General features: G+C 69.9%; 12 protein-coding genes and 2 pseudogenes. 8 read left to right on the top strand and 6 right to left on the bottom strand.

Annotated features, from left to right (window positions below; all coding sequences use genetic code 11):
• Positions 1-82 precede the first annotated feature (82 nt).
• From ACFP2V_RS35065 to ccsB, 3 genes are read left to right on the top strand one after another with little or no spacing between them, the layout of a single operon-like run.
• Positions 83-808: a cytochrome c biogenesis CcdA family protein gene (locus tag ACFP2V_RS35065; RefSeq protein WP_381219605.1), complete on the top strand. Its 726-nt coding sequence runs from the start codon at positions 83-85 to the stop codon at positions 806-808.
• Positions 809-813: 5 nt separating this feature from the next.
• A complete protein-coding gene (gene resB / locus ACFP2V_RS35070) occupies positions 814-2,640 on the top strand; it encodes a cytochrome c biogenesis protein ResB (RefSeq protein ID WP_381219502.1) in 1,827 nt (608 codons plus the stop codon).
• Entirely contained in the window at positions 2,637-3,785 is a 1,149-nt protein-coding gene (ccsB, locus tag ACFP2V_RS35075) for a c-type cytochrome biogenesis protein CcsB (RefSeq protein WP_381219505.1), read from the top strand. Before resB ends, ccsB begins: the two co-directional genes overlap by 4 nt.
• 73 nt (positions 3,786-3,858) lie before the next feature.
• On the opposite strand, the gene ACFP2V_RS35080 is transcribed toward ccsB, so the two are convergent.
• The 5 genes and pseudogenes from ACFP2V_RS35080 to ACFP2V_RS35100 all read right to left on the bottom strand — a co-directional run.
• Entirely contained in the window at positions 3,859-4,317 is a 459-nt protein-coding gene (locus ACFP2V_RS35080; protein WP_381219508.1) for a nucleoside deaminase, read from the bottom strand.
• A 66-nt stretch (positions 4,318-4,383) separates the two neighbouring features.
• A pseudogene (locus ACFP2V_RS35085) lies at positions 4,384-4,950 on the bottom strand (MerR family transcriptional regulator); the annotation flags it as partial.
• Positions 4,951-4,956: 6 nt separating this feature from the next.
• Positions 4,957-6,603 carry an IS200/IS605 family accessory protein TnpB-related protein gene (locus tag ACFP2V_RS35090; RefSeq protein ID WP_381219511.1) on the bottom strand — a complete coding sequence of 549 codons (1,647 nt, stop codon included), beginning with the start codon at positions 6,601-6,603 and terminating at the stop codon, positions 4,957-4,959.
• Positions 6,600-7,172 (bottom strand): IS607 family transposase, encoded by a 573-nt coding sequence (locus ACFP2V_RS35095; protein ID WP_381219514.1) that lies wholly within the window; start codon positions 7,170-7,172, stop codon positions 6,600-6,602. Before ACFP2V_RS35095 ends, ACFP2V_RS35090 begins: the two co-directional genes overlap by 4 nt.
• 73 nt (positions 7,173-7,245) lie before the next feature.
• A pseudogene (locus ACFP2V_RS35100) lies at positions 7,246-7,472 on the bottom strand (MerR family DNA-binding transcriptional regulator); the annotation flags it as partial.
• Positions 7,473-7,577: 105 nt separating this feature from the next.
• Between ACFP2V_RS35100 and ACFP2V_RS35105 the strand changes: the two are divergent.
• A complete protein-coding gene (locus ACFP2V_RS35105; protein WP_381219517.1) occupies positions 7,578-8,486 on the top strand; it encodes an RpnC/YadD family protein in 909 nt (302 codons plus the stop codon).
• A gap of 158 nt (positions 8,487-8,644) precedes the next feature.
• Here ACFP2V_RS35105 and ACFP2V_RS35110 read toward each other — a convergent pair whose 3' ends face one another.
• Positions 8,645-9,019: a PLD nuclease N-terminal domain-containing protein gene (locus ACFP2V_RS35110; RefSeq protein ID WP_381219520.1), complete on the bottom strand. Its 375-nt coding sequence runs from the start codon at positions 9,017-9,019 to the stop codon at positions 8,645-8,647.
• 93 nt (positions 9,020-9,112) lie between these two features.
• Between ACFP2V_RS35110 and ACFP2V_RS35115 the strand changes: the two genes are divergently transcribed.
• The 4 genes from ACFP2V_RS35115 to ACFP2V_RS35130 all read left to right on the top strand — a co-directional run bounded on the left by ACFP2V_RS35115 (position 9,113) and on the right by ACFP2V_RS35130 (position 13,045).
• Positions 9,113-10,564 carry a menaquinone biosynthesis decarboxylase gene (locus ACFP2V_RS35115; RefSeq protein ID WP_381219523.1) on the top strand — a complete coding sequence of 484 codons (1,452 nt, stop codon included), beginning with the start codon at positions 9,113-9,115 and terminating at the stop codon, positions 10,562-10,564.
• Positions 10,561-11,082, top strand: coding sequence for a hypothetical protein (locus ACFP2V_RS35120; RefSeq protein WP_381219526.1), 522 nt, complete (start codon positions 10,561-10,563; stop codon positions 11,080-11,082). The genes ACFP2V_RS35115 and ACFP2V_RS35120 overlap by 4 nt, the downstream gene beginning before the upstream one ends.
• Complete coding sequence (gene mqnP / locus ACFP2V_RS35125; protein WP_381219529.1) at positions 11,079-12,002, top strand: menaquinone biosynthesis prenyltransferase MqnP; 924 nt, start codon at positions 11,079-11,081, stop codon at positions 12,000-12,002. Before ACFP2V_RS35120 ends, mqnP begins: the two co-directional genes overlap by 4 nt.
• A gap of 278 nt (positions 12,003-12,280) precedes the next feature.
• Positions 12,281-13,045, top strand: a complete 765-nt coding sequence (locus ACFP2V_RS35130; RefSeq protein ID WP_381219532.1) for a transposase — start codon at positions 12,281-12,283, stop codon at positions 13,043-13,045.
• The last annotated feature ends 46 nt before the right edge of the window (positions 13,046-13,091 follow it).

Genomic DNA, 13,091 nt, shown 5'->3' on the forward strand with positions numbered 1-13,091 from the left:
CCTCACCACGCTCGCGGCCGGGGCGGGCGCCCTCTCCGCCGGGACGGGGCACCTCGCCGCCGACCCGGCCTACAACGGCACGGTGCTCAACGGCGCCCTGCTGGTGGCGCTGCCCATCGCCCTGCTCGGCGGGCTCGTCTCCTTCTTCTCGCCCTGCGTCCTGCCGCTGGTCCCCGGTTACCTCTCCTACGTCACCGGCGTGTCCGGCACCGACCTGGCCGAGGCCCGGCGCGGCCGGATGATCGCCGGCGCCTCGCTCTTCGTCCTCGGCTTCACCGTCGTGTTCGTCTCCGGCGGGGCCTTCTTCGGCTACTTCGGGCAGACACTGCAGGAACAGTCGGGCATCCTCACCAAGGTGCTCGGCGTCCTCATGATCCTCATGGGCGTCTTCTTCATGGGGATGATGCCCTGGCTGACCCAGCGTGAGTTCCGTTTCCACAAGCGTCCGGCGGCCGGACTGGCCGGCGCGCCCGTCCTCGGCGCCCTCTTCGGCATCGGCTGGACGCCCTGCATCGGCCCCACCCTCGCCTCCGTACTGACGCTTTCCGCACAGCAGGAGAGCGCCGGACGCGGGGCCGTGCTGACCGTCGCGTACTGTCTGGGGCTGGGTCTGCCCTTCGTCCTCGCGGCCGTGGCGTTCCGCAAGGCGCTCGGCGCCTTCGGCTGGGTCAAGCGGCACTACGTCTGGGTCATGCGGATCGGCGGCACGATGATGATCGTGACCGGAGTGCTGCTGCTCACCGGCGTGTGGGACAGCCTCGTGATCGAGATGCAGACCTGGTCCAACGGCTTCACTGTGGGGATCTGACGGCGATGAGCACGACATCCGAAACCGGGCCGGGACACACCCCGGCGGGATCCGAGGGCGACGCGGCCGACCACGCCGCCCGGGAGCAGGAGCGGGAACTGGGCGAGGCGGGCTCCCAGCTGTCCACCGCGCCCAAGGAGGACCTGCCGAACCTGCCGAACCTGCCCGCCCTGGGCGTCCTCGGCTGGGCCCGCTGGTTCTGGCGGCAGCTCACCTCCATGCGGGTCGCGCTGCTGCTGCTCCTGCTGCTGTCGCTCGCCGCGATCCCCGGGTCGCTCGTCCCGCAGACCGGAGTCGACGAGACCCGGGTCGCCGACTTCCGTGAGCAGCACGAGTTCCTCGCGCCGGTCTACGACAAGCTCGGCCTGTTCAACGTCTACAGCTCGGTGTGGTTCTCGGCGATCTACATCCTGCTGTTCATCTCCCTCATCGGCTGCATCGCGCCCCGCACCCTGCAGTTCGTGGGCCAGCTGCGCGGGCGCCCGCCGGGTGCCCCCCAGCGCCTGACCCGGCTGCCCGCGTACACCACCTGGCGCACCGAGGCCGACCCCGAGCAGGTCCGTGAGGCCGCGCTCGCGCTGCTGCGCAAGCGCCGCTTCCGTGCCCACCTCGCCGGTGACGCCGTCGCCGCCGAGAAGGGCTATCTGCGAGAGGCGGGCAACCTCGCCTTCCACCTCGCCCTGATCGTGATGCTGATCGCCTTCGCCTGGGGGCAGTTGTTCAAGTCCGAGGGCAACAAGCTGATCGTCGAGGGCAACGGCTTCGCCAACACGCTCACGCAGTACGACGACTTCAAGTCCGGCAACCTCTTCGACGTCGCCGACCTGGAGCCGTTCAGCTTCGAGGTAAAGTCCTTCACCGGCACCTACGAGCGCAGCGGCCCCAACAAGGGAACACCGCGCACCTACGAGACCGAGCTCGTCTACACCCAGGGCGCGTACGGCGAGGAGAAGACGACCACCGTCAAGGTGAACGAGCCCCTGGTGATCGGCGACTCCAAGGTCTACCTCGTCAGCCACGGCTACGCGCCGGTGGTCACCGTCCGCGACGGCGACGGCAAGGTCGTCTTCAAGGACGCCGTGCCGCTGCTGCCGCTCGACGCCAACGTCACCTCCTCCGGTGTGGTCAAGGTCCTCGACGGCTACCGCAACGCCGAGGGAAAGAAGGAGCAGCTCGGCTTCAACGCCTTCTTCGTGCCCACCTTCGGAGGCTCTCAGAGCGGCACGATGCTCTCCCAGTTCCCGGGCCTCGACTATCCCGTACTCGCCCTGTCCGCCTACCACGGCGACCTGAAGGCCGACTCCGGCATTCCGCAGAGCGTGTACCAGATGGACAAGACCAAGATGAAGGAGTTCAAGGACTCCGACGGCGAGCTGTTCAAGAAGATGCTGACGCCCGGCGAGACCATGACCCTCCCGGACGGGGCCGGCTCGGTCACCTTCGAGAAGGACGTCAGGGAATGGGCCGGCTTCCAGATGGTCCAGGAGCCGGGCGGCGGCTGGGCCCTCGGCGGCGCCCTCGTCGCCATCGCCGGTCTGGCCGGCTCCCTGTTCATCCAGCGACGCCGGGTGTGGGTGCGCGCGGTCGAGGGCCCCAACGGCGTCACCGTCGTCGAGATGGCCGGGCTCGGCCGCAGCGAGTCCGCCACCGTGCCCGAGGAACTCGGTGACCTCGCCGGAACCCTCTACGACCAGGCCCCGGGCGCCCCGGAGCCGGACCCGGATCCCGACCCGGATCCCGACCCGGCCCCGGAGTCTTCCTCCGACGCGTCGGACTCCTCCGAATCCCCCGACCCTCAAGCCGTACCTGCCGAAGGGGCTGAGAAGCCGTGACTCTCGCCGCCGCAACCGACCTGGTCGCCGCCACGAGCCTGGCCGCCGCGAAGAACGAGAACCTCGCGGAGATCAGCAACGTTCTGATCTACTCCGCGATGGCGGTCTACACCCTGGCCTTCTTCGCGTACATCGCCGAATGGATCTTCGGCAGCCGCAGCAAGGTCGCCCGCACCGCCGCCGCGCTCACCTCCCGTGGGGAGGCGGCGAAGAAGGCGCCCGCCGTCACCGTGAAGCAGGAGGGCGGCACCGCCGTACTGGAGCGACCGAAGGTCGTCGTACGGGCCGCGGCCGGCGCGCGGGACGTGCCCGACGGTCCGGGAGCGCACGGCGGGGACGCGCAGGGCGACCTCTACGGGCGGATCGCCGTCTCCCTCACCGTGCTCGCCTTCCTGGTCGAGTTCGGCGGAGTGCTCACCCGGGCGCTGTCCGTGCAGCGGGCGCCCTGGGGCAACATGTACGAGTTCAACATCACCTTCACCACGGTCGCCGTCGGCGTGTACCTCCTGCTGCTGGCCCTGAAGAAGAACGTGCGCTGGCTCGGCCTGTTCCTGGCCACCACGGTCCTCCTCGACCTGGGTCTGGCCGTCACCGTCCTGTACACCGAGAGCGACCAGCTGGTCCCCGCGCTCGACTCGTACTGGCTGTACATCCACGTCTCCACCGCGATCCTGTGCGGCGCGGTCTTCTACGTCGGCGCGGTCGGCACGATCCTGTACCTGTTCAAGGACTCCTACGAGAGCAAGCTCGCGCGCGGTGGCAAGCCCGGCAGCTTCGCCACCTCGGTCCTGGAACGGCTGCCCGCCTCCGCCTCGCTCGACAAGTTCTCCTACCGCGTCAACGCGGCCGTCTTCCCGCTGTGGACGTTCACGATCATCGCGGGCGCCATCTGGGCCGGCGACGCCTGGGGCCGCTACTGGGGCTGGGACCCCAAGGAGACCTGGTCCTTCATCACCTGGGTCGCCTACGCCTGCTACCTGCACGCCCGCGCCACCGCCGGCTGGAAGGGCCGCAAGGCCGCCTACCTGGCCCTGCTCGCCTTCGGCTGCTGGCTGTTCAACTACTACGGCGTGAACATCTTCGTCTCCGGCAAGCACTCCTACGCCGATGTCGGCATGAGCGCCCTCACCGCCATCGGCTTCTGAGCGGCACAACGAGGCACCGCCCGCGAAGGCCGGTTCCCCCGCCCCGATCACCGGGCACGGGAACCGGCCTTCGTCACCTCCCGATGTCCTCGTTCCACACCTCGGGGCGCCGCGCGATGAAGTCCCGCATCATCGCGGCGCACTCGGGATCGTCCAGCAGCACGATGCCTACGCCGTGCTCGGCCAGCCAGTCGTGCCCGCCGTGGAAGGTGGCCGCCTCGCCGATCACCACCCGCGAGATGCCGAACTGCCGGATGAGCCCGGAGCAGTACCAGCACGGCGACAGGGTCGTCACCATCGTCGTCCCGCGGTACGAACGCTGCCGTCCCGCCGCCCGGAAGGCGGCCGTCTCCGCGTGCACCGACGGATCACCGTCCTGCACGCGGCGGTTGCGGCCCCGGCCGAGCAGGGTTCCGTCGGCTCCGTACAGCGCGGCGCCGACGGGGACACCGCCCTCGGCGAGACCGGCACGGGCCTCCGCGACGGCGGTGGCGAGCCAGGCACGGGCCGTTTCCGCATCGATCGACTCCATGGCAGCCAGTCTCCCCGAACCCGCTTGCTTTCCCCGGCCGGCGACGGGCCGGCCGGGCGCCGGAAGTCAATCCCCGGCAGAACCCCCGGCAGAACCCCCGGCAGAACTCCTGGCAGTGACCAATCCCAGGTAGGCGTGGAGGGCCCCAGCGCCCTCCAGCATCGCCAGGGTGCGCGCGGTGAGCGCCTCGCCGCGCGCGACGAGGGCCACCCGCAGCTCCTCGCCGCTGCCCTCCCGGCGCAGTCCGTCCAGCACCGGGAGGATCCGGTCGAACGGGTAGTGGCTGTTGCGCAGGGTGTGGACGAGCCGGGCGTCGCGGACGTCGGCGGGGCCGAACAGGCGGTACCCGGTGCCGAGTTCCCGCCGGGGCGTCAGCAGCTCGGCAGCCTCCCACACCCGCAGCGCCGACGTCCGTACGCCCAGCAGCTGGGCCACCTCGCCGATGCGCAGCGCCGGGCGGGACGACGCGGCGGGCTCGGCACCGGCCAACGCCCGCAGGGCCTCGTCCGCGGCACGCAGCGCCACCCGCTCCTCGTGCAGCGCGGCATGCGCGGCGTCGACCAGCGCCAGCGCGCCCGGCACGTCCCCGCCGTGCACGCACCGCATCACGGGCGTCGCGGTCACCGGTCCGTACCGTTCCTAGAAACTGAGCGGGAGTGAGTCCTGTTGCCAGAACTCATGCTCAGCCGAACGCCCCGAACGGTGTTGGGCGTTCTGGTCCACCGTGTTCTCGCCGCGTCCGGCACGCACGGATCGCGTCCGTGGTCCGGGAACGCGGGGACGGTTTCCCTCACGCCCCGGGGTGCCCGGTCCGGCCTGGACGGTCCGATGCCCCGCACGATCGCTCTGGTCGTGCGGGGGCGGTGCCGTCCGTCGCCGGATCGGGTGCCCCAGGGCGCGCCTGCCGATGGCGATGCTTGCCGCATCGTGGCGGGTCATCGCGCGTTTGCTGCCGGTGAGGGGCTTCTGCCAGTGCTGGGCGCCCCACTTGGATGTGTATGCCGGGTCGACGGCGACCAGGGCGAGGCCGTGTTCGGCAGCCATGTTGACCAGCCGGGCCTTGAGTCTGCCGGTGGGGATGCCAGACACGAGTTGCCGGAAGGCCCGGCGGCGGCCGTGCTTCTCCCTGGTCTTTCCGTCGGAGAAGTCGAGGTCTTCGACCGCGATCGATTTCAAGCCGCGGGCCAGGGCCCAGTGGATCATCTGGGTGAGGGCGTGGCGGAGCTGGGCGTCGCGGTGGTCGGCGCCGCCCGACAGGTCGTAGAAGAACCGGTGAGGGTTGCCGACGGGATTACCGTGCGCGTCGAGGCGGTAGACGGCCAGGTGGTCGGCGTTGAAGTCTGCTGCTGCGACGCCGCCTGCGACGGCCGCGTCGATAGGAACGGCCTGGGCAGCGGGGCGCTTCCAGGAGGCGGTCAGGTACCAGCGGGCCCGGCCGGTGTCGTAGTGGATCTCGTAGGCCACGGCTCGGCCGGCCGTGACGCGGTCGGCCCATTCCTCGCCCCGGTGCCGGAATCGCACCCGGGCGGTGAGGACGTACCGGCCGCGCGGCGCGTTGGCCAGATGTGCCAGCGGCGCCGGGAGCTTGAGGGACACATCACCGTCGGGGTCGACGCGGATCGTCTCGTTCCCGAACGTCTTCCCGCTTTCGCCGTCCGCGCTCAAAAACCAGCGCGCGGCCTCCCAGCGCGCACGCCATTCGGCCGTGGTGAGTCCGGCGTCGTCGAGGTGGTGGCGTGTGTTCGCCAGGCGCTTGCCGCCCCGCACCACGTGCACGGTGCCGGTCTGCCAGTCGGCCTCCACCGCGGCGTGCCGGTCCTGAAGGACTGCCAGGCGGCGAGACTTGTGGAACCACTCGCTGCGGGACCGGTATCCGCCCGGGGCACGCTTGGTGCCCCTTTCGCCGAGTGGCAGGGACAGGCGATGCCTCAGCATCCCGATACCGGCGTCCAGGTTCTGCAGGTGCGCAAGCTGCCCGCGGCGGGCGAGCGCGTACTGGTCGTGCGTGGCCTTCGTGACCGCACCGGCCCACCGGGACGACGACTCGGCCGTGAGGTTCCGCTTACGGGTGGCCCACTGCTCGCTGTCACGGCGGTCGAAACCGGGCGCCGTGTAGGTGCGCAGGTCGCGGGTGGCGAGCGTGCCGAGGTGCACGCCGACCGAACGCAGGACCTTCTCGTCCTGTCCGGTCAAGCCCTTGAGCCGGTCGCGGATCGCCACGCCTGTCGCATCGGCTGCGACGAACGGCGCCCGGATCGGCCGGAACGGCACCCCGGTCCTGGTCAAGACGCCGCCGCCTCCAGCGCCTTCTGTGCCCGGTTCCGTGCCGAGCGGCGCCCGTACAGGCGGGCGCAGAACGAGGTGAGCACCTCCACCATGTCCCGTACCAGGTCGTCATTGACCTCGCCGTCGTCCAACACCACCAGACGACGCCCGGACGCCGACAGGGCGGCCTCCACCAGCTCGGTGTTCATCCGCCCCAGCCGGTCCTTGTGCTCCACCACGACAGTGGTCACGTCCGGGTCCGCCAACAGGCGCCGCACCTTCACGCGGGAGCCGTTCATCCCGGAGCCGACCTCGGACTCCACCCGCACCATCCGGTGCCCGGCCTGCACCGCCCACGCCGTCAAACGCGCGGTCTGCCGCTCCAGGTCTGCCTTCTGGTCATGCGAAGACACCCGGGCATACAGGCCCACACCCCCGATGGCCTGCGGAGCCGTATGTGCCTCCACATTCACCAGGATCGTGCGCGAGCCCACACGCCGCGCAGGCACCGGCAGGGTTCCCTCACGAAACCACCGCCGCGCCGTCTGCGGATGCACACCCTGAGCTTTCGCCCACTCGGTCAGGTTCACGCCGCCGAAAGTACGGAACACTCACTCATGAACGCTAATAAACAATCATGTATCACTAGAAAGAGTGCAGTTCGAACCCCTTCGTCAGCGCCCGGAACGCCAGCAGCGCCTGCCGGTGCGCCTCCTCGACACCCGGTACCCGGACTCGGTCCGCGGGGCGGGCGGCAGCACCCCGGACTCCTCGTAGTTCCGGATCTGCTGCGTCGACAACCCCGCCAGCCGAGCCAGATCAACAGACCGAAACCGAACCTCCCCCTCACTCGAGTGGGTGAACCTCGCCGCTCGGACTGGATCTTGCACCCTCCAACTCCCTTACGCTCAGCGCATCCAGGCCCGCACGAGATGCGCCGGCCTGCGCCGCAACCGCCGAACGACTGTCGCCCGGCCCTGATCCGAACGGACACCATGGTCAGCTCTTCCCACGAGGCGATGCACCGCATCTTCCAGCACGACCCCGGCCTGTTCAGCCGCGTCTCGCACTTCCTCGGGGTGGACGTACCCACCCCCGTGAAGGCGACCGTCCTGCCGACCGACCTCACCGACACCAGGCCCGTGGAACGCAGGGTGGACACGCTGCTGCGGCTGGAGACCGCGGAGCAGGGCGCGTTCCTCCTGGCCGTGGAGGCCCAAGGCAAGAAGGTCCCGAACAAACCGGCCGACTGGGCGTACTACACCGCCCACCTGTGGACGAAGTACCGGCTGCCGACGGCCCTCCTCGTCGTCTGCCAGGACCACGCCACGGCCCGCTGGGCCCAGCAGCCGGTGTGCAGCGGGCCGCCGCAGCTGCCCACGCTCACCCTGACGCCCCTGGTCGCGGGCCCGCACAACATGCCGGTGATCACCGACCCGGAGGAGGCCCGCGCCGACCTGGTCCTGGCCAGCCTGGCGGCCATCACACACGCCGCCGATACGGCCGTCAATGAGATACTGAAGGCTCTTTCCACAGCACTGCGGGGCATTCCCGAAGACATCGCGGACCCCATCGTCGAATTCACCGCACAAGGGCTGGGCAACGGCCCGGCCGAGCATCTCTGGAGGAATCTGGTGGCCGTGGACCTCTCCTTCTACAAGTCCTCCATCTCCGAGGAAATCCGGGACGAAGGGCGTGCACAGGGGCTCGAGCAGGGGCTCGAGCAGGGGCACGTGCAGCGGGCAGCCGAAGACGTGCTGCTCGTGCTCGAGCAGCGCGGGCTTGAGGTCTCCGACGAGGTGCGCGGGCGAATCACCGGATGCGGTGACGCGGAGCTCCTCCGAGCGTGGCTCGTCCGGGCGGTCGTCGTGTCGGAGGCGGAGGAGATCTTCGAAGGCGAGTGACCCCAGCCCTCACAGGTTCGGACCGGCCCGCCCCTGCCGGCGTACGGTCCGCCCGTCGGACGGGGGACGAGCGGGCTGCCGGCGGTGCAGTGGCCAGGCGGCCGGCCGGCCGCTGGTGAAGTGATCGATCGGGCCGGACCAGCCCTCCGTCCCGTCCCTCAGTCGGTCTCGGGCTTCTCGTCCCGTTCCTTGCCCTTGTCCTTGCCCGGGTCCAGGTCGGTGTTCTTCTCCCCGGACCCGTCCTTCTCCTCGCCCAGCGACTTCAGGAACTCGGGGTTGTCGTCCGGCGCCACCCACTGCTGCCGGCCGCCGCCCCGGCTCCAGGCGGAGCCGCCGCCGCCGGCGCCCACGGGGTGCCGCTTCTTGCCGGCGATGATCCACGAGATCGAACCGACGAGCGGGAACAGCAGCACGAGGATCGCCCACAGCGGCTTGGGCATGTGACGAATGTCCTCGTCCGTCGTGCTGATGCAGTCGATGAACGCGTAGACGCTCAGCGCGAGGGGGATGAGGAACATCAGCACCCGGAGCATGGGCCTCTCCAGAGAAGGGGTCGTCGGGGACGTCGGCTCGGCCACAGCCCCCAGGTACAGGGCAAGGGTAGCCGCTCGGGGATACTTGACCTCATGGCTTACGACGATCTTCGCTCCCTGCTGAGGGCTCTGGACCGCGAGGGCGACCTCAAGCGAGTCAAGACCGAGGTCGACCCGTACCTCGAGGTCGGTGAGATCGTCGACCGGGTGCAGAAGGCCGGCGGCCCCGCGCTGCTCTTCGAGAACGTGCGCGGTTCGAGCATGCCCCTCGCGATGAACGTGTACGGCACCGACCGCCGTCTGCTGAAGGCGCTCGGCCTGAAGTCGTACGCCGAGATCAGCGAGAAGATCGGCGGTCTGCTCAAGCCCGAGCTGCCGAACGGCTTCGTGGGCATGCGCGAGGCGTTCGGCAAGCTCGGCTCGATGACCCACGTACCGCCGAAGAAGGTGAAGGACGCACCGGTGCACGAGGTCGTCCTCCAGGGTGACGACGTGGACCTCGAACAGCTCCCCGCCCTGTTCACCTGGCCCAAGGACGGCGGCTCCTTCTTCAACCTGGGCCTCACCCACACCAAGCATCCCGAGACGGGCATCCGCAACCTCGGCCTGTACCGGCTCCAGCGCCACGACAAGCGCACCATCGGCATGCACTGGCAGATCCACAAGGACAGCCGGAACCACTACCAGGTGGCCGCCCGGCGCGGTGAGCGACTGCCGGTCGCCATCGCCTTCGGCTGCCCGCCCGCCGTGACGTACGCCTCCACCGCGCCGCTCCCCGGCGACATCGACGAATACCTCTTCGCCGGGTTCCTGCAGGGCAAGCGGATCGAGATGGTCGACTGCAAGACGGTCCCGCTCCAGGTCCCGGCGCACGCCGAGGTCGTCATCGAGGGCTGGCTGGAGCCGGGCGAGATGCTGCCCGAGGGCCCGTTCGGCGACCACACCGGGTTCTACACCCCGCAGGAACCGTTCCCCGCACTGACGATCGACTGCGTCACCATGCGCAAGCGTCCGCTGCTCCAGTCGATCGTCGTCGGCCGTCCGCCGACCGAGGACGGGCCGCTGGGCCGTGCCACCGAGCGCTTCTTCCTCCCGCTCCTCAAGATCATCATTCCGGACATCGTGGACTACCACCTCCCCGAGGCCGGCGGCTTCCACAACTGCGCGATCCTCTCGATCGACAAGAAGTACCCCAAGCACGCGCAGAAGGTGATGCACGCGGTCTGGGGCGCCCACATGATGTCGCTGACCAAGCTGATCGTGGTCGTCGACTCCGACTGCGACGTCCACGACCTGCACGAAGTCGCCTGGCGGGCCCTCGGCAACACCGACTACGCCCGCGACCTCAGCATCGTCGAAGGCCCGGTCGACCACCTCGACCACTCCTCCTACCAGCAGTTCTGGGGCGGCAAGGCGGGCATCGACGCGACGAAGAAGTGGCCCGAGGAGGGGTACACGCGCGACGGCGGCTGGCCCGACATGGTCGAGTCCGACCCGGCCACGGCCGCGCTGGTCGACCGCCGCTGGAAGGAGTACGGACTGTGAGTCCCGTCGCCGTGGGCGGTCCGGCCCTCTTCATCGGCACCGACACCGACTACGTGGCCCTCGTGCGCCCCGAGCTGGACCCGGCCGACCCCGGAGTCCGGCAGGCCGCCGAGCAGGCGGGCGTCACACCGGAGGAGTTCGCGGGCCCCGGTGACACCTGGGCGGTCCTGATCGAGCACGGCGGCGAGGGCGGCGGCTTCGAACTGCCCGGGGTGCGCGATGCGGAACCCGCCGACTTCGCCGAGCGGCTGCGCGCCGAGCTCGCCGCCGCGACGGGCGGGCCGTTCACGGTCGACGGCGGCGCGCTGCTGCGGCTGGACGCCCGCCCGGCCGGCACGACGACGGACGCGGACGCGGGCGGAACGGGCGGGGATGCGTACGTCTTCACCGCGCACGTCACCCCGCCCGACGATCCGTCCGACGACGACGCCGGGACGCCGCTCACGGTGGAGACGGGGCCGCTGTCCGTCGCCGGGCTGCTGGCCGACCTCGACACGTTCCTCGGGAGCCTCGCATGATGACCACCGCCGACGGGATCGTGGACTCGGGCGCGGCACCGCGGCCGACCGGCAGGGTGAAGGCCTTCCTGCGCCTGGTGATGATCGAGCACTCCGTGTTCGCGCTGCCCTTCGCCTACATCGCCACCCTCACCGCGATGTACGAGTGGGACGAGAACATCCACTGGGGCCGGCTGCTCCTGGTCACGGTCGCCATGGTCGGCCTGCGCACCTTCGCGATGGCCGCCAACCGGATCATCGACCGCGAGATCGACGCCCGTAACCCGCGCACCGCCCACCGCGAGCTGGTCACCGGCGCGATGTCGGTCAGGCACGCGTGGACCGGCGCGCTCATCGCCCTGGTGGTGTTCCTGGGCGCGGCGGCGCTGCTCAATCCGCTCTGCCTGGTCCTCGCGCCGGTCGCGGTGATCCCGATGGTGGTCTATCCGTACGGCAAGCGGTTCACCAACTTCCCGCAGGCCATCCTCGGACTCGCCCAGGCCATGGGCCCGGTCGGCGGCTGGCTGGCCATCACCGGTTCCTGGTCCTGGGACGCGGTCGTCCTCGGTCTCGCGGTCGGCATCTGGATCGGCGGTTTCGACCTCATCTACGCCTGCCAGGACGTGGAGACCGACCGCGAGGTCGGCGTGAAGTCGGTCCCGGCCCGCTTCGGCATCCCCGCCGCCATCCGGGGCGCCCGCGTCTGCCACGCCGTGACGACGGCCCTGTTCGTCTGGTACGCGGTGCTCACCGGCGTCGGCGCGTTCTTCTGGCTCGGCCTGCTGATCGTCTCGGCGGCCTTCGTCTACGAGCACACCATCGTCCGCCCGAACGACCTGACCCGCCTGAACCGCGCCTTCTTCAGCGTCAACGGCTTCATCGGCATCGCGCTGTTCGTCTGCGCACTGCTGGACCTTCTGGTACGCGGTCTGACGGTCTGAGGCCCCGTCGTCCTCTCGTGCGACGGGGTCCCTGACCTGGACAGCCGGACCTCTGTTCAGCCCGCGTGAGCCTCGGTGTTCGCCGTACCGCAGTTCTTCCCAGGCCTCCCTGAGGACGGGTCACGTCTTGTCCGTGACCGTAAGGCCGGGAGGGGATGCCTTACTGAAAAGCGTGAGCAGTCGGCGGACGAATGACATATACGCGCTCACATGAGCGGCATGTGGACGGTGGCGGCCGGAGTGCTCACGCCTTTTTTTTGGGCTTTCCTGCCGCAGGTATGAGTGCCCTGACCTGCATGGTCGACCACGACAGTGGCCGGGTGGTGTGGATGGCCGAGGCACACGGCAAGACCGTCCTGGACCGCTTCTTCGACGACCTCGGCCCCGACCGCGCGGTCCGTCTCACCCACATCAGTGCCGATGGCGTCGGTTGGATCGCCGAGGTGACCGCCCGCAGGGCCCCGGACGCGATCCGGGTCATGGACCCCTTCCGCGTGGTCGCCTGGGCCACCGAGGCCCTGGACGCCGAGCGGCGTGCCTCGTGGAACCGGGTCCGGCGCGAGGTCGGTGACCGCGAGCGGGCGCGGGCGCTGCAGGACTCCCGCTTCGCGCTGTGGAAGAACGCCGGCGATCTCACCGACCGCCAGGCGGCCAAACTGGCCTGGATCGCCGCCATCGATCCCGCCTGCACCGCGCCTATCTCCTCAAGGAAGCCCTGCGGAGCGTGTTCGCCCTCCCTGGCCAAGTCCCGCCCCGCCGCCGCGCTGAAAGCCCTGGACCGCTGGATCGGCTGGGCCAGACGCTGCTGGATCGACGCTTGCGTCGACCTCCAGCGCAAGATCGTGCGGCACTACGATGCCATCCGCACCGCGCTGACCACCGGCATGTCCAACGGGCTGGTCGAATCGACAAACACCAAGACCAGCCTGACCATCCGACGAGGCTTCGGCTTCCACTCCGCCGACGCGATCATCGCCCTCGTCATGCTCAGCCTCTCCGGAGACGAACCCACTTTCCCCGGCCGCCGACTCGCGATCGCCTGATCGCCATACATGCAGCAGGAGAGCCTGAATTCGCACGCCTGCCCGA

This window comes from Streptomyces incanus, assembly GCF_042656345.1.
In the GTDB taxonomy this organism is placed as follows: domain Bacteria; phylum Actinomycetota; class Actinomycetes; order Streptomycetales; family Streptomycetaceae; genus Streptomyces; species Streptomyces incanus.